Genomic DNA, 19,158 nt, shown 5'->3' on the forward strand with positions numbered 1-19,158 from the left:
CGCGTATGACGATTGCAAGGGGATGGACGCTGGCGCTGCTGGCGGCGGTAAGTCTGCCGTCACTGGCCGCCGAGCCGGTGAAGGTCGGGTCAAAAATTGATACCGAAGGCGCGCTGCTGGGCAACTTAATTTTGCAGGTCCTGGAAAGCCACGGCGTCAAAACCGTGAATAAAATTCAGCTCGGCACCACGCCGGTCGTGCGGGGAGCGGTAACCTCCGGCGAGCTGGATATCTACCCGGAATACACCGGCAACGGCGCTTTCTTCTTCAAAGATGAAAACGACCCGGCATGGAAAAATGCCCAGGCCGGGTACGAGAAGGTGAAAACGCTCGACGCCGAGAAAAACCATCTTATCTGGCTGACGCCGGCCCCCGCGAATAACACCTGGACCCTGGCCGTTCGCCAGGACGTGGCGGACAAAAATAAGCTCACCTCACTGGCCGACCTGAGCCGCTACCTGAAGGCGGGAGGCAGCTTCAAGCTGGCAGCCTCGGCGGAGTTTATCGAGCGTCCGGACGCGCTGCCCGCGTTTGAAAAAGCCTATGATTTTAAGCTGAATCAGAATCAGCTGCTGTCGCTGGCGGGCGGCGATACGGCGGTAACCCTCAAAGCGGCTGCTCAGCAAACCTCCGGCGTTAACGCGGCGATGGCCTACGGTACCGACGGCCCGGTGGCGGCGCTGGGGCTACAAACGCTCAGCGATCCGAAAGGCGTGCAGCCGATCTACGCGCCTACGCCGGTGGTACGTGAGGCGGTACTCAAAGCCAACCCGGATATGGCGAAATGGCTTCAGCCGGTGTTTGCCAGCCTGGATGAGAAAACCCTGCAAACGCTGAATGCGAAAATTGCGGTAGAAGGGCTGGATGCCAAAAGCGTTGCGGCAGGCTATCTGAAGGAAAAAGGCTGGGTGAAGTAACCGGTTATTCTCATGTCTCGTTGTTCTCATCGCGTGGTGGCGCTGCTGACGCTGATGCTGCTGGCCGCCGCCGCGCTGCCGTTTGCCAATTTTGCCCCGAACCGGCTGGTGTCGGGCAACGGCCTGTGGCTGTGGCAAATCTGGTCATTCTCGCCGCTGTTCCTGCTGGCGGTACCGCTGGCTTTCTGGGTCCTCTGCTGGCTTCCCGGACGTCTTTCCAGCCTGTTGATTCTGTTGCTGGGGCAGACCTGCTTTACGCTGCTGCTGTGGACGGCGGGGGCAGCGGCCGAGCGTCTGGCGCAAAATGGCGGCGCGCTGGCGCGGACTTCGCCGGGCAGCGGGCTGTGGTTAGGGCTATTGCTGATATTGCTCATCTGCAGCGAAGCTATTCGTCGCCTGACGCCCCGCGTGCCGTGGCGCTGGCTGCTGAATGTACAGCTGTGGCTGCTGCCGTGCTGGCTGTTGTGGAGCGGGGCGCTGGACGGGCTGTCGCTGCTGAAAGAATACGCCAACCGCCGGGAAACCTTTAACGATGCGCTATACCAGCACCTCACGCTGCTGTGGGGCACGCTGTTGCCCGCGCTGCTGATTGGCGTGCCGTTGGGCCTGATGTGCTGGCGGAACCCGCGTCGGCAGTCTGGCGTCTTCACGCTACTCAATATCATTCAAACCATTCCCTCCGTGGCGCTGTTTGGCGTGCTGATCGCGCCGCTGGCCGGATTGGTGCAGCGTTTCCCGTGGCTGGCGACGCTGGGTATCGCGGGCACCGGGCTTACGCCTGCGCTGATTGCGTTGGTGCTGTATGCGCTGCTGCCGCTGGTGCGTGGCGTGGTGGCTGGGATGCAGCAGGTCTCGCCGCAGGTGCTGGAAAGCGCCGCCGCGATGGGGATGAGCCGCGGGCAAACCTTCCTGCGTGTGCAGTTGCCGCTGGCGCTGCCGGTGCTACTGCGCAGCCTGCGGGTGGTCGTGGTACAAACGGTGGGGATGGCGGTAGTGGCGGCGCTGATCGGTGCGGGCGGTTTCGGTGCGCTGGTGTTCCAGGGGCTGCTCAGTAGCGCGTTGGATCTGGTGCTGCTGGGCGTCATCCCGGTCGTCGCTCTGGCCGTGGTCATCGACGCGCTGCTGAACCTGGCGGCGACTCTATTACAAGGAGAAGCCGGTGATTGAATTTTCGCAGGTAAATAAAACGTTCGGCGAGCATCCGGCCGTGAAGGATCTGACCCTGCGGCTGGAGGAAGGCGCGTTCTCTGTGCTGATTGGTACCTCGGGTTCGGGGAAATCGACGCTGCTGAAGATGATTAACCGGCTGGTCGAACCGGACAGCGGGACGATCCGTTTCGCCGGTCAGGACATCCGTCAGCAGCCGCTGCTGGCGCTGCGCCGCCGCATGGGGTACGCCATTCAGTCGATTGGCCTGTTCCCGCACTGGACGGTGGCGCAGAACATCGCTACCGTTCCGCAGCTGTTGAAATGGCCGCAGGCAAGGATAAACGCGCGTATCGACGAACTGATGGCGCTGCTCGGGCTCGACGTCGCGTTGCGAGCCCGCTATCCGCATCAGCTGTCCGGCGGCCAACAACAGCGCGTCGGCGTCGCGCGGGCGCTGGCCGGCGATCCGGACGTGCTGCTGATGGATGAACCATTCGGCGCGCTCGATCCGGTCACCCGCAGCGCCCTTCAGCAAGAGATGCGCCGTATTCACCAACTGTTTGGGCGCACCATTGTGCTGGTCACGCACGATATTGATGAAGCGCTGCGCCTGGCGGATAACCTGATCCTGCTGGATGGCGGCGAGGTGGTGCAGCAGGGGACGCCGCTGCAGATGCTCGGCGCGCCGGGCAATGCGTTTGTACGCACCTTTTTTGGCCGCAGCGAACTGGGCGTCCGCCTGCTGTCATTACGCCAGGTGGCAGACTATGTGCGCCACGGTGAACGCGCGCAGGGAGAGGCGATTGCCGATTCGCTCTCGCTGCGCGATGCGCTGTCGGGCTTTATGGTCCAGCGGCGTACGGTGTTGCCGGTCAGTAATGCGGCGGGGGAGTCTTACGGCGCGCTGCATTTTGCCGATCTTTTGCGCGAGGAGTCGGCCGATGCGCGCGTTTCGTGATCCCCTGCTGTGGCTGATGGCGCTGTTTATCGGTTTGTTGCTCGGTCTGCCGTACAGCGAGCCGCTGCTGCATTCGCTGTTTCCCGAGCAGCCGCGTCCGCTCTATCAGCAGGCCAGTTTTCTGGCGCTGACGCTGGCGCATGGCGAACTGGTTCTGCTCTCCAGTCTGATGGCGATTGGGGTAGGCGTCAGCGCTGGCATACTGGTGACCCGACCGGCCGGTCGTGAGTTTCGTCCGCTGGTGGAAACGCTGGCGGCGATGGGGCAAACCTTCTCCCCCGTGGCCGTGCTGGCGCTGGCGGTACCGGTGATGGGATTTGGCGAGAAGCCGGCAATCGTGGCGCTAACGCTCTACGGTATTTTACCGGTTCTGCAAGGCACGCTGGCCGGGCTGGCGGCCGTGCCAGCTGGCGCACTGCGCGTCGCAGAAGGCATCGGGATGACGGGCGGTCAGCGTCTGCGTCAGGTAGAACTGCCGTTGGCGGCACCGGTGATCGTCGCGGGAATACGAACTTCGGTTATCGTCAATATCGGTACCGCAACCATTGCATCAACGGTAGGGGCCAATACGTTAGGCACACCGATAATCATCGGCCTGAGTGGGTTTAACACGGCCTATGTGATTCAGGGGGCAATGCTGGTGGCGCTGGCGGCGATTATCGTCGACCGCGTCTTTGAGCGGATAAGTCTGCGTCTCAGCCGACACCGCCGCGCACAATAAACGAATAGCCGGCGAGCATCACGCCACCGATACCGCTGATAGCCATCAGGGCGAAAAGAACGATCGCGGCAAATTTAGCTGACTTCATTGTGTACTCCTTTTGTTAACCAAAAGATTATACCGCGAAGCGCAGCTGTTAACGAACGATTAATTGGCAGGAAGTGCGAAGGCCACGCCGTCTTCCTGCCAGCGCGCCAACTGCTGCTGCTGATGGGCGCTGGGGGCTGCGCCGCACCAGATTAACAGCGTCTGTCCAGGGAACAGTTCAGGCTGGATCTGCGCCAGCGGATGCGCCAGCACGTCAACGCGCCAGCCTTGTTCACAGGCAACCCAGCCTTCCAGCCACAGTCGGGTAACGTCGGTGATATTCCAGCCCACCACCAGCGCCTGCGGCCCGGATTTTCGCCGCGCGGAAGCAAGGCTCAGCGCAATATCATTGATCAGCACACCGTCGAGCAGGCCAAGTAGGGTGGGGAGCGTTAATTGCGCGCTTTGCAGGCGCTGGCGCAGTGGGGTAAAGAGGTTATCGACCAGCGTGCGGGCGCCGTGGCTTCGACGCAGATCCTTAACCCACTGACGCAGGTGCTGGAGATTGCCATTACGCAGGTCGCGCAGCGCCGTCTCCTGCTGCTCTCGCCAGCCGTCGGCCGGTTCGCTGAGCAGACTTTTCACCTTGCTTACCTGAACGCCGGTTTCAATCCAGCGCTGGATCTCGCGAATGCGGTCGATATCGTCGTCGTTAAACAGGCGATGGCCGCCGTCCGTGCGCTGCGGCTTTAAGAGCGCGTAGCGTCGCTGCCAGGCGCGCAGCGTAACCGGGTTGATATCACAAAGCTGAGCCACTTCGCCTATTGTGTAAAGCGCCATCTTGTCCTCCGGCATGCGGTCCCCCATTTAACTTTAGACGGGGTTTGCCGTCGTGACCTGCAGTGGTCGTTTTTTATTCACTTTTCGGCGATGGAAAGTGGATAAAATGTGATCGGTCGCTTTTTTTGCACTTTTTTTGCCAGGTTTCAAAGAAAGTTATGCCGAGTATGTGTATGTTACGCAGTTTTATTTCAGCTGTGGTGTTTGGGTATGTACGAGTTTAATCTGGTGTTGCTGCTGCTTCAGCAGATGTGCGTTTTCCTGGTCATCGCCTGGCTGATGAGCAAAACGCGGCTATTTATTCCCCTGATGCAGGTCACCGTCCGCCTGCCGCACAAGCTGCTGTGTTACGTCACGTTCTCGATTTTTTGTATTCTCGGTACCTATTTCGGCCTCCATATCGAAGACTCTATCGCCAACACGCGTGCCATTGGCGCGGTCATGGGCGGCCTGCTCGGCGGCCCGGTGGTCGGTGGGCTGGTCGGGCTGACCGGCGGTCTGCATCGCTATTCGATGGGCGGGATGACGGCGCTCAGCTGTATGATTTCGACGATGGTCGAGGGGCTGCTGGGGGGGCTGGTGCACAGTTTTCTCATTCGTCGCGGCCGCCCGGATAAGGTTTTCAGCCCGTTAACGGCGGGGGCGATTACCCTGGTGGCCGAGCTGGTGCAGATGCTTATCATCCTGCTGATTGCGCGCCCGTTTGAGGATGCGCTACACCTGGTGCAAAGTATCGCCGCCCCGATGATGGTGACGAATACCGTGGGCGCGGCGCTGTTTATGCGCATCCTGTTGGATAAACGGGCGATGTTTGAAAAATATACGTCGGCGTTTTCCGCAACCGCCCTGAAGCTGGCGGCCTCTACCGAGGGTATTTTGCGTAAAGGGTTTAACGAAGAAAACAGCATGAAGGTGGCGCAGGTGCTGATCCAGGAGCTGGATATCGGTGCGGTGGCGATCACCGATCGTGAAAAGCTGCTCGCCTTTACCGGCATTGGTGAAGATCACCATCTGCCCGGCAAGCCGATTTCCTCGCGCTATACGCAGAAAACGATTGAAACCGGCGAGGTGGTGTACGCCGACGGTAACGAAGTGCCGTACCGCTGCTCGATTCACCCCAACTGTAAGCTTGGCTCGACGCTGGTGATCCCGCTGCGCGGCGAGAATCAGCGGGTCATCGGCACGATTAAGCTGTATGAAGCCAAAAATCGGCTGTTCAGCTCCATCAACAGAACCCTTGGCGAAGGCATTGCCCAACTGCTGTCGGCGCAGATTCTGGCCGGGCAGTACGAGCGGCAGAAAGCACTGCTGACACAATCGGAAATTAAACTGCTGCACGCGCAGGTCAATCCGCATTTTCTGTTTAACGCCCTGAATACGCTGAAGGCGGTGATTCGCCGTGACAGCGAACAGGCCAGCCAACTGGTGCAGTATCTGTCGACCTTTTTTCGCAAGAACCTCAAACGGCCGTCGGAAATTGTCACCCTGGCCGACGAGATTGAGCATGTGAACGCCTACCTGCAAATTGAAAAAGCGCGTTTTCAGTCGCGGCTGCAGGTGCACCTGGCGATTCCTGATGCGCTGGCCCACCACCAGCTTCCGGCCTTCACCCTGCAACCGATCGTCGAGAACGCCATTAAGCACGGGACTTCGCAACTGATGGACGTGGGGGAAATTACCCTGCGTGCGAGCCAGCAGGGGCAGCATCTGGTGCTGGAGATTGAAGATAATGCCGGGCTGTATCTGCCCAACGCACAGTCCAGCGGGCTGGGCATGAGTCTGGTTGATAAGCGGCTGAAAATGCGCTTTGGCGACGAGTGCGGCATTTCGGTGGCCTGCGAGCCGGACCGTTTTACCCGTGTTACCCTGCGGTTACCTCTGGAGGAGAGTGCATGATTAAAGTGCTGATTGTCGATGATGAACCGCTGGCGCGGGAGAACCTGCGCGTGCTGCTGCAAACCCAGCAGGATCTGGAGATTGTCGGCGAATGTGCCAACGCGGTTGAGGCCATCGGCGCGGTACACCGGCTGCACCCGGATGTGCTGTTCCTGGATATCCAGATGCCGCGCATCAGCGGGCTGGAGATGGTCGGGATGCTCGACCCGGAACACCGGCCTTATATCGTGTTTCTTACCGCTTTTGACGAATATGCGGTAAAAGCCTTTGAAGAACATGCCTTTGACTATTTGCTCAAGCCCATCGAAGAAAAACGACTCGAGAAAACGCTCGCTCGCCTGCGCCAGGAGCGTGCGGCGCAGGATGTGTCGCTGCTCGGCGAGAGCCAGCAGGCGTTGAAGTTTATTCCCTGCACCGGGCATAGCCGCATTTATCTGCTGCAAATGGATGATGTGGCCTTTGTCAGCAGTCGGATGAGCGGGGTGTACGTCACCAGTGGCGAAGGAAAAGAAGGGTTTACCGAGCTGACGCTACGCACGCTGGAGAGCCGCACGCCGCTCATCCGCTGCCATCGCCAGCATCTGGTGAACATGGCGCATTTGAAGGAAATTCGTCTGGAGGACAACGGCCAGGCCGAACTGCTGCTGCGCAACGGGCAGACGGTGCCGGTGAGCCGGCGCTATTTAAAGACCCTGAAAGAGGCGCTGGGGCTGTAATTCGTGTAGAATCAGCCATCAAATTTTTTCATCACCACCGTCGAAGGCACTATGGTCAGTAACGATATTTTACGCAGCGTCCGCTACATCCTGAAAATGAACAACAACGATCTGGTGCGCATTTTCGCGCTGGGCGAAGCCGAAGTCACCGCTGAACAGCTGACGCCGTGGCTGCGCAAAGAGGATGAAGAAGGCTTCGTACGGTGCCCTGATATTATGCTGTCGTGCTTCCTGAACGGCCTGATTTACGAAAAGCGCGGTCGCGACGAGTCTGCGCCGGCGCTGGCGGTAGAACGCCGTATTAACAACAACATCATGCTGAAGAAACTGCGTATCGCGTTTGCGCTGAAAACCGACGATATTCTGGCTATCCTGACTCAGCAGCAGTTCCGCGTCTCTATGCCGGAAATCACCGCCATGATGCGCGCCCCTGACCACAAAAACTTCCGCGAATGCGGCGACCAGTTCCTGCGCTATTTCCTGCGCGGTCTGGCGATTCGCGAGCACGCGGTAAAATCATAACGCCGCCTTCGTAGGCCTGAGAAGCGAAGCGCCATCAGGCATTCCGGCGCACGTTGCTGCCGGATGGCGGCGGTGCCTTATCCGGCCTGCGATTTTACAAATGCGGGTGCTGCGGTCGTTGTCATAAAGACCCGATCGCGCTCCTATTTTACTTCTGTGAATCCGGATGCTTCAAATTGCTCCTGCGTCTTTTTCATGCTTAATCCCCTGGTGCCCGTTGTGCTGATGCCCGTTACTTTCTTCAGCATATCAAAATCGAGCTCATCGATATTCATCGTGACGGTCTCTTCAGCATAAGTATCGAAATACACGATTGCGTCCTCTAATCCTTTTATTTTTCGATATTCCTGCTGCATTGGGCTCATGTCTTTTTCGAATGCTTCTTTCGTCTTACCCGGGGTATCGGAATAATACATTCTATTTTTTGATATCTGCTTGAGTACTTTATCTCCCTTATAAATAAATGTGGTGGTTATTTCTACTTTATTGATCTTGTTTATAAAAACCTTCTTTTTTTCGGTGTTGTCGCACCCGCACAGACAGGTCAGTATCATCATGATGGCTGTTACCATCGGTATTATATTTTTAGTGCGCATTTTGTGTTCGGTAATAGAGGAATTGAGAGATATCAGATACTACATTGCGGTAATTTTGGGCGGAACAAAAAAGGCATAAAGGTGGATTTTTTCAGAATTCATAAATAAAAAACGCTGCCGAAGCAGCGTTTTTTTATGCAGTTTATTTCACCTGCTGGCCTGGTTGCGCACCGTCATCCGGGCTTAACAGGAAGATATCTTTGCCGCCAGGGCCTGCGGCCATCACCATCCCTTCCGAGATGCCGAAGCGCATTTTACGCGGTGCCAGGTTGGCCACCATCACGGTCAGGCGGCCAATCAACGGCTGTGGGTCCGGGTAAGCAGAGCGGATGCCGGAGAAGACGTTACGCTTCTCGCCGCCGAGATCCAGCGTCAGGCGCAGCAGCTTGTCGGAACCTTCCACGAACTCGGCGTTTTCAATCAGAGCCACGCGCAGGTCAACTTTGGCGAAATCATCAAAGGTGATGGTTTCCTGGATTGGATCATCCGCCAGCGGGCCGGTAGCCGGGGCTGCGGCTGCTTTCACTTCTTCTTTAGACGCTTCCACCAGCGCTTCCACCTGTTTCATTTCAATACGGTTATACAGCGCTTTGAAGGTGTTGATCTTATGACCCACCAGCGGCGCGTTGATCGCATCCCAGCTCAGCTCGGTGTTAAGGAACGCTTCGGTACGCGCGGCCAGCTCCGGCAGCACCGGCTTCAGCCAGGTCATCAGCACGCGGAACATATTCAGGCCCATGGTACAGATAGCCTGCAGGTCGGCATCGCGGCCTTCCTGTTTAGCGACAACCCACGGTGCCTGCTCGTCAACGTAGCGGTTAGCGACGTCGGCCAGCGCCATGATTTCACGAATCGCTTTACCGAATTCACGGCTGTCCCACGCTTCGCCAATGCTGGTTGCCGCGTCGGTGAAGGTTTTGTACAGCTCTGGGTCAGCCAGTTCAGCGGACAGCACGCCGTCGAAACGCTTAGCGATAAAGCCAGCGTTACGGGAAGCCAGGTTCACCACTTTGTTCACGATATCGGCGTTGACGCGCTGGATGAAATCTTCCAGGTTCAGGTCGATGTCGTCGATGCGGGAAGAGAGCTTCGCGGTGTAGTAGTAGCGCAGGCTGTCGGCATCGAAGTGTTTGAGCCAGGTGCTGGCTTTAATAAAGGTGCCGCGAGACTTGGACATCTTCGCGCCGTTCACCGTCACGTAGCCGTGCACGAACAGGTTGGTCGGCTTACGGAAGTTGCTGCCTTCCAGCATGGCAGGCCAGAACAGGCTGTGGAAGTAGACGATATCTTTGCCGATAAAGTGATACAGCTCGGCGGTAGAGTCTTTCTTCCAGTATTCATCGAAGCTGGTGGTGTCGCCGCGTTTGTCGCACAGGTTCTTGAAGGAGCCCATGTAGCCAATCGGCGCGTCCAGCCAGACGTAGAAATATTTGCCCGGCGCGTTCGGGATTTCAAAACCGAAGTACGGCGCATCGCGGGAGATATCCCACTGCTGCAGGCCGGATTCAAACCATTCCTGCATTTTGTTCGCCACCTGCTCCTGCAGCGCGCCGCTGCGGGTCCATGCCTGCAGCATTTCGCTGAAGGACGGCAGGTCAAAGAAGAAGTGCTCAGACTCGCGCATCACCGGGGTCGCGCCAGAGACGACGGATTTCGGCTCGATAAGCTCGGTCGGGCTGTAGGTCGCGCCGCATACTTCGCAGTTATCGCCGTATTGATCCGGTGATTTACATTTCGGGCAGGTGCCTTTGACGAAACGGTCCGGCAGGAACATGCCTTTTTCCGGATCGTACAGCTGAGAGATGGTGCGGTTTTTAATAAAACCGTTCTCTTTCAGGCGGCCGTAAATCAGCTCGGACAGCTCGCGGTTCTCGTCGCTGTGCGTCGAGTGGTAGTTGTCGTAGCTGATGTTAAAGCCTGCAAAATCAGTCTGATGCTCCTGACTCATTTCGGCAATCATCTGCTCCGGCGTAATGCCTAACTGCTGGGCTTTCAGCATGATCGGCGTGCCGTGGGCGTCGTCCGCGCAGATGAAGTTAACCTCGTGGCCGCGCATTCGCTGGTAACGGACCCAGACATCAGCCTGGATGTGCTCCAGCATATGGCCGAGGTGGATTGAGCCGTTGGCGTACGGCAGCGCGCACGTTACCAGAATTTTCTTCGCGACTTGAGTCATAGTGGATTTTACTTCTTCAGTTGTAAAAAGGGGTTTTGATATTACCAAAAGGGTAGGGGAGGCGCCATACATGCTTGACCGTACCTGTGGTAGACTTAGGCGTACTGAAAGCATGTTAAAACAACAAAGGAGTCGGGATGAACTCAGAATCCCAGGCCAAATCACCTGAACGTCTACGTGCCATGGTGGCCGGCACGCTGGCAAACTTCCAGCACCCCACCCTGAAGCACAACTTAACGACGCTGAAAGCGCTGCACCACGTCGCCTGGCTTGACGACACCGTGCACATTGAACTGCAGATGCCGTTTGTCTGGCATAGCGCTTTTGAAGAATTAAAAGAGCAGACCAGCGCTGAACTGCTGCGGGTGACCGGGGCGAAAGCCATCGACTGGAAGCTGTCGCACAGCATCGCCACGCTGAAGCGCGTGAAAAATCAGCCTGGCGTTAACGGCGTGAAAAATATTATTGCCGTCAGCTCGGGCAAAGGCGGGGTGGGAAAATCGTCCACTGCCGTGAACCTGGCGCTGGCGCTGGCCGCGGAAGGGGCGAAAGTGGGCATCCTCGATGCCGACATCTACGGCCCATCTATCCCGAATATGCTGGGCGCGGAAAACCAGCGTCCGACTTCGCCGGACGGCACCCACATGGCGCCGATTATGGCCCATGGCCTGGCCACCAACTCCATTGGTTATCTGGTCACTGACGACAACGCCATGGTGTGGCGCGGCCCGATGGCCAGCAAGGCGCTGATGCAGATGCTGCAAGAGACCATGTGGCCGGATCTCGACTATCTTGTGCTCGATATGCCGCCGGGTACCGGCGACATCCAGCTGACGCTGGCGCAGAACATTCCGGTGACCGGGGCCGTTGTGGTCACCACGCCGCAGGACATCGCGCTGATCGATGCTAAAAAAGGCATCGTCATGTTTGAGAAGGTGGAAGTGCCGGTGCTGGGCATCGTGGAAAACATGAGCATGCATATTTGCAGCAACTGTGGTCACCACGAGCCTATCTTTGGTACCGGCGGCGCCGAGAAGCTGGCAGAGAAATACCATACTCAGCTGCTTGGCCAGATGCCGCTGCACATCAACCTGCGTGAAGACCTCGATAACGGCACGCCAACGGTCGTCGCGCGTCCGGACAGCGAGTTCACCGAAATCTATCGTCAGCTGGCGGGGCGCGTTGCGGCGCAGCTTTACTGGCAGGGTGAAGTGATCCCGAGCGAAATTGCCTTCCGCGCAGTGTAAGCACTGATATTCCCGTGCGGCGGTCCGCTGCCGCACGATATTATGAAGCCTCTTTTCAGCACAGCCTTATTTATTATCCCCCTTCATTTAATTCACTTTTTATATGTTATTTTTCCCGTAGATTCAGCTCGTTGCGTTATCTTGATGTTAATCAAGTAAACAATTTAATAACATTGTTTTTTCGCATGCGCTATGGGAGGTTATCTTTTATTACCCAACGAGAGGTATAAATAAATAGAGCTGGCGACTATTCGTGATAATTATTGATTCAATAATGGAGAGCGATATGGATAATAATATGCTGATGATAACGCTTCGTGAGCTGCTGGTGTTGCTGATGCAAAACCGCACGCTGCCTGAAAAATCTGCCGATGCGCTCCGCTACTGCCGCGAACACATTGCCGACGGCGCGCTGCCTATCAATATTTACGCTGAATACCGTGACATGGTCGATCACCTGGAAGAGCTTGCCAGTGAAAACCGTTCTATTGCGCCGGACGATCTGTTACGCAGCGGCGGCGATTTAATGCTGGGAATATTGCTGTTATATGAAAAGCTGGCAGTGGAAAACACGATGAATAATATGGCACCGCACGGCGTACATTATTGCTAGCGTAAGGGAAGGGCCAGCGGTGAAATACCCGCTGGCTTTTGCTTAGCGGTGATAGAAAATCTCGCCGTCGAAAATTTTGCTGATTTTGCCGTCCGTTTCGCCGATCTGAACATAGTTGCCGCCCATGTACGTCCAGCGCGTGCCGGCATCCGGCGCGGGCAGATTACGCAACTGCCACTGCTTGATGTTGTACTCTGGCGTGAGATACATCGCAGGGGCGTTGTCGCCAATTTTAAATTGCGTGAAATCTGCGGTGAACTCTTTTAATTCATACTGTTTGATGCCGGTGGCCGGTGCCGCCCATGCCGCGCTCGCCGTTGCCAGCAGCACGCCCAGAAGCATCATTTTTGTTTTACGCATACTATCCCCACATTATCCTGGATATAAAATTGCAGCTCCGTATGATTCCTGATGCGTGGGCCGAATGGCAAGCGCTGCTTTCTTAAAAAATGTAAGCAAACCGCGGTGATGTTCGTTTTGAGGTTTATCCTGGCCCCCAATTTTTGAGGAACCGCCATGTTCAGGCTGGAAGATTTATCATTATTCGTTCGCGCGGCGGCGCTGAGCAGCTTTAGCGACGCCGCGCGCGAAGCCGGTATCCCACCGGCGCAGGTGAGTTCGGCGATTAAGCGTCTGGAAACGGCGCTCAACACGCGCCTGTTTGCCCGCTCCACCCGTAGCCTGCGCCTGACGGTGGAAGGCGAAACCTGGCTGCCGTACGCGCTGCAAATGCTCGATGCGCTGCAAAACGGGCTTCAGCAGCTCACGACGCCAAACGATGAAGTCAGCGGCACGCTGCAAATTGCCGTGCCGTCCGATCTTGGACGTAATCTGCTGCTGGAGGTCTTTCGCCAGTTCCGCGCCCGTCATCCGGCGCTGCGGCTGCGCATTCTGTTTTCCGATCACCTGACCGACGTTTTTAAAGACCCGGTGGATATTGCGTTCCGCTACGGCGACAACGATGATGCGTCGTTTGTTTCACTGCCGGTTGCGCCCGATAACCGTCGCGTGCTGGTGGCCTCTCCCGCGTGGATTGCCCGTCACGGCGAGCCAAAAACGCTGGCCGATCTCGAAAAATGCAATGCGTTAACCTACGTGCTGCGCGGGCGACCGTTCGACCGATGGCCGCTCCACCGCGATGGCGTAGAGCACAGCGTGCAGGTGTGCGGAAATATTACCAGCGATGACGCCGAAGTGATCCGCCGTCTGGCGGTGGCCGGCGAGGGCGTTGCGTTTAAATCGGCGCTGGACGTAAAAGACGATCTGCAGGCCGGGCGTTTGCAGGTGCTGCTGCCGGAATATCTGGGCGATCGGGTACCGCTGAATATGATCTGCCCGCATCGCAAACAGCTCTCAGCTGCGGTGAGGTTGCTTTATGAAGAGGTGAAAGCGCGCTGCGTTGATACGCTGAACGCGGTGTAAGGGCGGCGGGGTTACCCGCCGTTGCGCTACGGTAATCATCGTCCGATGAGCCCGCGCCGCCAGCCGCGACGGTGCGGGTCGTTGAGATCAACGATACGGTGCCAGGATACTCGCTATCATTGCGCCGTTGGTTTCAGCAATCCGCCCGTTGATTTATTCTTTTCTAAATATTGATGCTGGAAAATACACATACGTATCGTGTTGCGGTACTCACCGTTAACGAAAAATTCATGTATTAACTCGCCTTCCTGGATAAAACCAAGCTTACGATAAATATGAATGGCTTTAGCATTCTCTTTATCCACAATCAGGTAGAGCTTATAGAGGTTCAGGACGGTAAAGCCGTAGTCCATTGCCAGCTTAGCGGCGCGGGTTGCCAGGCCTTTGCCCTGATATTCCGGTGAAATGATAATTTGAAACTCGGCGCGTCGATGAATATGGTTTATTTCAACCAGCTCTACCAGGCCCGCATTATTACCATTAAACGAAATAACAAAACGACGCTCGCTCTGATCGTGGATGTGTTTATCGTAAAGATCGCTTAGCTCAACAAAGGCTTCATAGGGTTCTTCGAACCAGTAGCGCATTACGCTGGCGTTATTATCAAGTTGGTGGACAAAGCGCAAATCTTCGCGTTCAAGGGGTCTTAGTTTAATGTCTGATTGTTCTGGCATAATATTTTCAGCCTCTTTGTAAACTGAAAATATATTATCTGCTTGCGGTGGGCGTCATCAAGATTTGAAAAAAATTACAATCAATTCAGTGACCCAAATCAGCGGAGGCGTGGCCTTATTTTCGTGATATCTGTGCTCCCCATCAGGCGTGCGTGTCACGCTCGCCTGATGGGGGCAATAGACTAGTGCTTCACCAGCGTCGCAAAGTAGTACACCAGCGGTATTGCCAGAATCCACAGGCCCACCGGGATTTCACGCCATTTACCGGCAATCGCTTTAATCACGATATAGAACAGCAGCCCACCGGCGATGCCGGTACCAAAGCTGTTGGCAATCAGCGTGATCATCACCATCATCAGCACCGGCAGCCCGTCGGTGAAGTTCGCCAGATCAACCTTACGCAGGCCGCTGAACATGTTCAGGCCAATCAGAATCAACGCTGGCGCGGTGGCTTCTTTCGGGATCATCAACGCCACCGGAGTGAACAGCAGCATCAGCAGGAACATCACTGCAGCCGACAGCGCCGTCAGCCCGGTTTTTCCGCCCGCTTCGGCGGCAGCGGAGGATTCAATCAGCGCGGTAGCCGCCGGAATGCCAAGCCACGGGCCGATGGCGGCCGCAATGGAGTCAACCATAAACGGGCGGTTAATATGCGGCATATTGCCTTCTTCATCCAGCAGCCCGGCTTCGCCGCCTACCGCAAGGGTGGTGCCCATGGTGGAGAAGAATTCCGAGGCGAAGAAAACGAACAGGAACGGCAGGAACGCAATATTCAGCGCGCCCAGCATATCGACGTGACCGAGCACCGGTGCCAGCGAGTGCGGCATATCGATAAAGTGGGTTGGCAGGCGCGTTACGCCTACCGGGATACCCACCAGGGTGGCGAACAGAATTGCCCATAAAATCGCGCCAGGAATGCGTCGCGCCTGGAGTGCAATAGCCAGAAACAGGCCGCACAGCGCCACCAGGGCACCCGGTGCCATAAAATCGCCCAGCATCAGCGAGTTAGTTTTGGCATTTGCCAGCACTAGCCCGGCGTTACGGAAGCCGAGCACCGCCACAAACAGACCGATTGACGCGGTGAGCCCCAGTTTTATTGACTGCGGCACCGAACGGGTGACCACTTCACGCAGGCCGAATTTGGTGAGCAGAAAGAAGAGAATACCCGACCAGCAGGCAATGCCGAGGCCAATCTGCCAGCCAATGCCTTCGCTGCCCGCCAGCGTGACGCCGACCAGCACCGATCCCCCGATGCCCGGCCCAACGATAAACGGTAGGTTGGCGTAAAATGCCATCAGCAGCGTACCGCCAACGAAGACCAGAATGGTGCCGGTAGTCGCGGCGCCTTTATCCATACCGCCCACGGCCAGCAGGCCAGGAATCACGACCAGAAGATAGGCGGCGGCGAGAAAACCGGTGATGCCCGCCAGGCACTCAGTACGCAGCGAACTGCCGCGGGAATGCAACGCAAAGCGTCGCTCCAGCCAACTGCTTGCGGTTGGCGATTGAAGGGTATTATCGGCCATTGTGTGGCGCTCCCATGTTTATTGTTGTGTTGTGTGTTGTGACGAAATAACCGGATCGACAATCTGTCGCGTGGTGCCGTCGGTCAGCCCTAAATCGGTCAAATGCGGTCCGGCGTTGCAGGCCAGACAGGTGCCCTCAATCGCTTTAAACACGCGATACGGCGGCTCCCAGTCGGCGACCTGCGCGCTGAGGTCGCGCAGTTGGCGAAACTCAGCGGCCAGCACGTCGGCGGGTTTGTCTGACAGCATCCCGGCTATCGGCATCGCCACGTGGGCCAGAATGCCGCCGTTTTGCGCCAGCGCCATGCCGCCGCCGGAGGCAATCAGCTGATTGGCCGCCAGCGCCATATCGTCAGGATGACGCCCCAGCACCACCAGGTTATGTGAGTCGTGTGAATAGCTGGTGGCAATCGCGCCGCGCAGTTCACCCCAGCCTTCGAGCAACGCAATCTGCGGCGTCGCTTCATGACGGCCATGGCGGTGTTTTACCCAAATCAGACTAAACCCACTCGGCAGCTGTACCTGGCCGTCACGGATTTCAACGTCCACTTCACCCCATTGGGTAAAACGCGCGCCGCGAATATGGCGCAGCCGGGCAACGCCGTGGCGAATATTGCCGACCCGTAGCGCAAAATCATCGGCGCTGAGTGGGGTAAGGCGCAGGGTATCACGCGGCGGCGTGACGCCCGGCGCGGCGTCGATCGGCGCCAGCAGCTTGCCGTCGCGGGCGATCTGTTTCCCGGCGACATAAACGGCGCGCGCACAGAGCGTATCCAGCGAATCAAAGACCACCAGGTCCGCACGGCGACCGGCGGCAATCAGCCCCAGATCGTTGCGCTGGAGGCGAATGGCGGCGTTCAGCGTAGCAAAACGCAGGGCGTCGGTTGCCGGAAGACCGTGTTCAATCAGCAGATTCAGCAGGGCGATGATACCGCCTTTTTCCAGCAGCATGTCCGGCGGCACGTCGTCGGTGCACACGGTGATCTGCGAGGAAAGATGCGGCAGCGTTTTCAGCGCATTAACGATATCGGGCAGCAGGTACGGGTGCGAGCCGCGAATTTCCAGCGTCAGACCGGCACGCAGCTTTTCCAGCGCGTCATCGGCGGAAGTCAATTCATGGTCTGAGGTGACGCCAGCGGCCAGATAGGCCTGCAGATCGGCGCCGCTCAGCCCGCGGGCGTGGCCTTCAATCAGCTTGCCGCTGTTTAGCCCCGCTTGCACAATTTCCTGCATACGACAGCTGCCGTGCAGGACGCCGTGCATATCCATCACCTCCGCCACGCCGCGCACTTCCGGCCAACCGAGCATGGTGTCCATCTCGGCCCCGGCAAACTCGGCACCCGACATTTCCAGCCCCGGCGTCGACGGCACGCTGGACGGCGCGGCCACCATCACCTGCAGCGGCAGATGGCGGCTAGCCTCTACGGCATAGCGCACGCCCGCCACGCCCAGCACGTTGGCCAGTTCATGCGGGTCCCAGAAGACGGCAGTGGTGCCCTGCGCCAATACGATTTCGGCATAGCGTTCCGGCGGCAGGTGGGAGCTTTCCAGGTGGACATGCGTGTCCATCAGACCGGGTGAGAGAAATACGCCGGGCAGAGCGTGGCGTTCGAGCGCGTCGCGACGGCTGCCGCGCGGGTGGACGCTGGCAATCATCTCGCCGACGATACCCACGTCGGCTTCGCGAATCTCGCCGGTCGCCATATCGACGACGCTGGCGTCGGTCAGCAGCAGATCGAAGGGAACTTCCCCGCGCGCGGCCTGGACGGCGCGGCGGCGGTTTTCAGCATTGCTGGACATAACAACTCCGGCACAGGGATAATGGGCGCTACTTTAGGGGCAGTGCAAACGTTTGCCCAGATGATTAAATTTATCACCTGATAACTTTGGCTTATTCTGCGTGATCGTCACCGGTGAGCACAACAACATGACCGAACCCTGGCAGCGGCTACCCGCGCTTTCGCTCAAACAACTCCAGTATTTTGTGACGCTGGCGCAGCTGCGCCATTTTACCGATACCGCCAACCGCCTGGCGATAAGCCAGCCCGCGCTCAGCAGCGCGCTGCGGCAGACGGAAGCGGTGCTGGGCGGCAAGCTGGTAAACCGCACCGCGTCGTCGGTGACGCTGACCGAGCTGGGCGCGGCCATATTACCCCACGCCCAGCGGGTGTTGAGCGTTGCGCAGGCCGCGTTTCAGGATATGCAGCAAATTGTTGCGGCTGGCGGTGATGGCACGGTGCGTATTGGCCTGGTGCCCTCGGTGAGCTCGCTGCTGTTTCCGATGCTGCCCAGCCTCCTGGCGCAGGCCTTCCCGCGCCTGCGCGTTGAGTTTCACGACCGCACCAACGATGCCATGGTCAGCGATTTGCTCAGCGGCCAGATTGACTTTGGCGTCGGGGCCATCGATAGCTCGTTGCCGAAAGATTTACAGGTGTTCCCGCTGCGCGAAGACCCGCTGGTGGCGGTCGTCCATGCCGACGATCCGCTGGCCGGTCAGCCACACCTGCCGTGGAAGCTGCTGGCTGGAAACGATATCGCGGTGTTCTCAAAAGGAAACGTGCAGCGGCTGGTCGGCGCGCTGGTGGAAAGCCAGCGCCTGACGCTGAATACGCGCTATCAGGTGGACTATATTGAAACGCTGTATGGCCTGGTGCGCTCGCGGCTGGCGGTGGCGATTCTGCCACAGCTTTACACCACCCATTTGCAGGATCCTGTGCTCAAAGTTGCGCAGCTTCAGCAGCCGGCCTTAACCCGTACGGTGGCGCTGATGCGCGGGTCGCAGGCGCTGCCGCCGCTGATTGAGTCCTGCTTTGCCCTGTTGCTGAAACAGCTTCGCGAAAGCAGCGGGGAATTACCCGGGGCGGCGGGAAAGCAAATTATCTCTTGAATAACATGGCCGTTAATTCGCCGTATCATCATCAGAAACGAGGGGAGAGCGGGCGGTGAAATAAAGAGAATAATGACGGAAGATTATTCCTGGGCCGCCCGGCAGCAGGGGGTTAGTTCGCCGCTGATTCTTTTTTAGCGATCGGCAATCTCCTTGTTATTGCGAATGCCGATACGCCCCTTCTTTTAACACGCGCCACACGCCTCTTTTTGATTGTAAATCAGCCTGAAGTTGTACTATCTTTAACCTTTAGTGTAGTGCTAATGGGCGA

The 19,158-nt window shown here is 57.6% G+C and carries 19 protein-coding genes; 11 read left to right on the forward strand and 8 right to left on the reverse strand.

Going from position 1 to position 19,158, the window contains the following annotated elements:
* The first annotated feature begins 5 nt into the window (after positions 1-5).
* Genes osmF through H7R76_RS08425 form a run of 4 tightly spaced genes read left to right on the forward strand, consistent with a single transcriptional unit; the run spans position 6 to position 3,745 of the window.
* Positions 6-917, forward strand: coding sequence for a glycine betaine ABC transporter substrate-binding protein OsmF (gene osmF, locus H7R76_RS08410; protein WP_182967502.1), 912 nt, complete (start codon positions 6-8; stop codon positions 915-917).
* 12 nt (positions 918-929) lie between these two features.
* Positions 930-2,084, forward strand: coding sequence for an ABC transporter permease (locus H7R76_RS08415; protein ID WP_182930320.1), 1,155 nt, complete (start codon positions 930-932; stop codon positions 2,082-2,084).
* Positions 2,077-3,024: an ABC transporter ATP-binding protein gene (locus H7R76_RS08420; RefSeq protein WP_106929432.1), complete on the forward strand. Its 948-nt coding sequence runs from the start codon at positions 2,077-2,079 to the stop codon at positions 3,022-3,024. The genes H7R76_RS08415 and H7R76_RS08420 overlap by 8 nt, the downstream gene beginning before the upstream one ends.
* Positions 3,008-3,745: an ABC transporter permease gene (locus tag H7R76_RS08425; RefSeq protein WP_182967504.1), complete on the forward strand. Its 738-nt coding sequence runs from the start codon at positions 3,008-3,010 to the stop codon at positions 3,743-3,745. Before H7R76_RS08420 ends, H7R76_RS08425 begins: the two co-directional genes overlap by 17 nt.
* Here H7R76_RS08425 and H7R76_RS08430 read toward each other — a convergent pair.
* Together H7R76_RS08430 and H7R76_RS08435 are read right to left on the reverse strand one after the other, a co-directional pair.
* Positions 3,720-3,833: a protein YohO gene (locus tag H7R76_RS08430; protein WP_074398756.1), complete on the reverse strand. Its 114-nt coding sequence runs from the start codon at positions 3,831-3,833 to the stop codon at positions 3,720-3,722. The genes H7R76_RS08425 and H7R76_RS08430 overlap by 26 nt on opposite strands.
* Positions 3,834-3,892: 59 nt before the next feature.
* Positions 3,893-4,612, reverse strand: coding sequence for a MerR family transcriptional regulator (locus tag H7R76_RS08435; RefSeq protein ID WP_106929436.1), 720 nt, complete (start codon positions 4,610-4,612; stop codon positions 3,893-3,895).
* Positions 4,613-4,822: 210 nt separating this feature from the next.
* On the opposite strand from H7R76_RS08435, the gene H7R76_RS08440 reads away from it, so the two are divergent.
* Genes H7R76_RS08440 through H7R76_RS08450 form a run of 3 tightly spaced genes read left to right on the forward strand, consistent with a single transcriptional unit; the run spans position 4,823 to position 7,746 of the window.
* Entirely contained in the window at positions 4,823-6,508 is a 1,686-nt protein-coding gene (locus tag H7R76_RS08440) for a sensor histidine kinase (protein ID WP_106929438.1), read from the forward strand.
* Positions 6,505-7,224, forward strand: a complete 720-nt coding sequence (gene btsR / locus H7R76_RS08445; RefSeq protein ID WP_182930322.1) for a two-component system response regulator BtsR — start codon at positions 6,505-6,507, stop codon at positions 7,222-7,224. The genes H7R76_RS08440 and btsR overlap by 4 nt, the downstream gene beginning before the upstream one ends.
* A gap of 51 nt (positions 7,225-7,275) precedes the next feature.
* Positions 7,276-7,746, forward strand: a complete 471-nt coding sequence (locus H7R76_RS08450; protein WP_106929442.1) for a YehS family protein — start codon at positions 7,276-7,278, stop codon at positions 7,744-7,746.
* 143 nt (positions 7,747-7,889) lie between these two features.
* Here the strand turns inward: H7R76_RS08450 and H7R76_RS08455 are convergent, their stop codons facing one another.
* Together H7R76_RS08455 and metG are read right to left on the reverse strand one after the other, a co-directional pair.
* Positions 7,890-8,303 (reverse strand): DUF1307 domain-containing protein, encoded by a 414-nt coding sequence (locus H7R76_RS08455; protein WP_182967506.1) that lies wholly within the window; start codon positions 8,301-8,303, stop codon positions 7,890-7,892.
* Positions 8,304-8,484: 181 nt separating this feature from the next.
* Positions 8,485-10,518: a methionine--tRNA ligase gene (metG, locus tag H7R76_RS08460; protein WP_106929445.1), complete on the reverse strand. Its 2,034-nt coding sequence runs from the start codon at positions 10,516-10,518 to the stop codon at positions 8,485-8,487.
* 137 nt (positions 10,519-10,655) lie between these two features.
* Between metG and apbC the strand changes: the two genes are divergently transcribed.
* Positions 10,656-11,765: an iron-sulfur cluster carrier protein ApbC gene (gene apbC, locus H7R76_RS08465; RefSeq protein ID WP_106929447.1), complete on the forward strand. Its 1,110-nt coding sequence runs from the start codon at positions 10,656-10,658 to the stop codon at positions 11,763-11,765.
* A 286-nt stretch (positions 11,766-12,051) separates the two neighbouring features.
* Entirely contained in the window at positions 12,052-12,378 is a 327-nt protein-coding gene (locus tag H7R76_RS08470; RefSeq protein WP_106929449.1) for a hypothetical protein, read from the forward strand.
* A gap of 42 nt (positions 12,379-12,420) precedes the next feature.
* On the opposite strand, the gene H7R76_RS08475 is transcribed toward H7R76_RS08470, so the two are convergent.
* Positions 12,421-12,738 carry an RcnB family protein gene (locus H7R76_RS08475; protein ID WP_106929451.1) on the reverse strand — a complete coding sequence of 106 codons (318 nt, stop codon included), beginning with the start codon at positions 12,736-12,738 and terminating at the stop codon, positions 12,421-12,423.
* A 156-nt stretch (positions 12,739-12,894) separates the two neighbouring features.
* On the opposite strand from H7R76_RS08475, the gene H7R76_RS08480 reads away from it, so the two are divergent.
* Positions 12,895-13,800: a LysR family transcriptional regulator gene (locus H7R76_RS08480; RefSeq protein ID WP_182967508.1), complete on the forward strand. Its 906-nt coding sequence runs from the start codon at positions 12,895-12,897 to the stop codon at positions 13,798-13,800.
* A 116-nt stretch (positions 13,801-13,916) separates the two neighbouring features.
* Here the strand turns inward: H7R76_RS08480 and speG are convergent, their stop codons facing one another.
* From speG to H7R76_RS08495, 3 genes are all read right to left on the reverse strand, one after another.
* Entirely contained in the window at positions 13,917-14,474 is a 558-nt protein-coding gene (gene speG, locus H7R76_RS08485) for a spermidine N1-acetyltransferase (protein ID WP_106929455.1), read from the reverse strand.
* 182 nt (positions 14,475-14,656) lie between these two features.
* Positions 14,657-16,000, reverse strand: coding sequence for an NCS2 family permease (locus tag H7R76_RS08490; RefSeq protein WP_182930326.1), 1,344 nt, complete (start codon positions 15,998-16,000; stop codon positions 14,657-14,659).
* 18 nt (positions 16,001-16,018) lie between these two features.
* Positions 16,019-17,800 (reverse strand): adenine deaminase, encoded by a 1,782-nt coding sequence (locus tag H7R76_RS08495; RefSeq protein ID WP_106929459.1) that lies wholly within the window; start codon positions 17,798-17,800, stop codon positions 16,019-16,021.
* 127 nt (positions 17,801-17,927) lie between these two features.
* Between H7R76_RS08495 and H7R76_RS08500 the strand changes: the two genes are divergently transcribed.
* Positions 17,928-18,887, forward strand: coding sequence for a LysR family transcriptional regulator (locus H7R76_RS08500; protein ID WP_106929461.1), 960 nt, complete (start codon positions 17,928-17,930; stop codon positions 18,885-18,887).
* The last annotated feature ends 271 nt before the right edge of the window (positions 18,888-19,158 follow it).

It is taken from the genome of Klebsiella sp. WP8-S18-ESBL-06 (assembly GCF_014169755.1).
GTDB lineage: Bacteria > Pseudomonadota > Gammaproteobacteria > Enterobacterales > Enterobacteriaceae > Kluyvera > Kluyvera ascorbata_B.

Excerpts from the sequence above, each read along its gene's own strand:
- osmF (WP_182967502.1), top strand. The coding sequence starts at position 6 with ATGACGATTGCAAGGGGATGGACGCTGGCGCTGCTGGCGGCGGTAAGT.
- H7R76_RS08415 (WP_182930320.1), top strand. The coding sequence starts at position 930 with ATGTCTCGTTGTTCTCATCGCGTGGTGGCGCTGCTGACGCTGATGCTG.
- H7R76_RS08425 (WP_182967504.1), top strand. The coding sequence starts at position 3,008 with ATGCGCGCGTTTCGTGATCCCCTGCTGTGGCTGATGGCGCTGTTTATC.
- H7R76_RS08430 (WP_074398756.1), bottom strand. The coding sequence starts at position 3,833 with ATGAAGTCAGCTAAATTTGCCGCGATCGTTCTTTTCGCCCTGATGGCT.
- H7R76_RS08435 (WP_106929436.1), bottom strand. The coding sequence starts at position 4,612 with ATGGCGCTTTACACAATAGGCGAAGTGGCTCAGCTTTGTGATATCAAC.
- H7R76_RS08440 (WP_106929438.1), top strand. The coding sequence starts at position 4,823 with ATGTACGAGTTTAATCTGGTGTTGCTGCTGCTTCAGCAGATGTGCGTT.
- btsR (WP_182930322.1), top strand. The coding sequence starts at position 6,505 with ATGATTAAAGTGCTGATTGTCGATGATGAACCGCTGGCGCGGGAGAAC.
- H7R76_RS08450 (WP_106929442.1), top strand. The coding sequence starts at position 7,276 with ATGGTCAGTAACGATATTTTACGCAGCGTCCGCTACATCCTGAAAATG.
- H7R76_RS08455 (WP_182967506.1), bottom strand. The coding sequence starts at position 8,303 with ATGATGATACTGACCTGTCTGTGCGGGTGCGACAACACCGAAAAAAAG.
- metG (WP_106929445.1), bottom strand. The coding sequence starts at position 10,518 with ATGACTCAAGTCGCGAAGAAAATTCTGGTAACGTGCGCGCTGCCGTAC.
- apbC (WP_106929447.1), top strand. The coding sequence starts at position 10,656 with ATGAACTCAGAATCCCAGGCCAAATCACCTGAACGTCTACGTGCCATG.
- H7R76_RS08470 (WP_106929449.1), top strand. The coding sequence starts at position 12,052 with ATGGATAATAATATGCTGATGATAACGCTTCGTGAGCTGCTGGTGTTG.
- H7R76_RS08475 (WP_106929451.1), bottom strand. The coding sequence starts at position 12,738 with ATGCGTAAAACAAAAATGATGCTTCTGGGCGTGCTGCTGGCAACGGCG.
- H7R76_RS08480 (WP_182967508.1), top strand. The coding sequence starts at position 12,895 with ATGTTCAGGCTGGAAGATTTATCATTATTCGTTCGCGCGGCGGCGCTG.
- speG (WP_106929455.1), bottom strand. The coding sequence starts at position 14,474 with ATGCCAGAACAATCAGACATTAAACTAAGACCCCTTGAACGCGAAGAT.
- H7R76_RS08490 (WP_182930326.1), bottom strand. The coding sequence starts at position 16,000 with ATGGCCGATAATACCCTTCAATCGCCAACCGCAAGCAGTTGGCTGGAG.
- H7R76_RS08495 (WP_106929459.1), bottom strand. The coding sequence starts at position 17,800 with ATGTCCAGCAATGCTGAAAACCGCCGCCGCGCCGTCCAGGCCGCGCGC.
- H7R76_RS08500 (WP_106929461.1), top strand. The coding sequence starts at position 17,928 with ATGACCGAACCCTGGCAGCGGCTACCCGCGCTTTCGCTCAAACAACTC.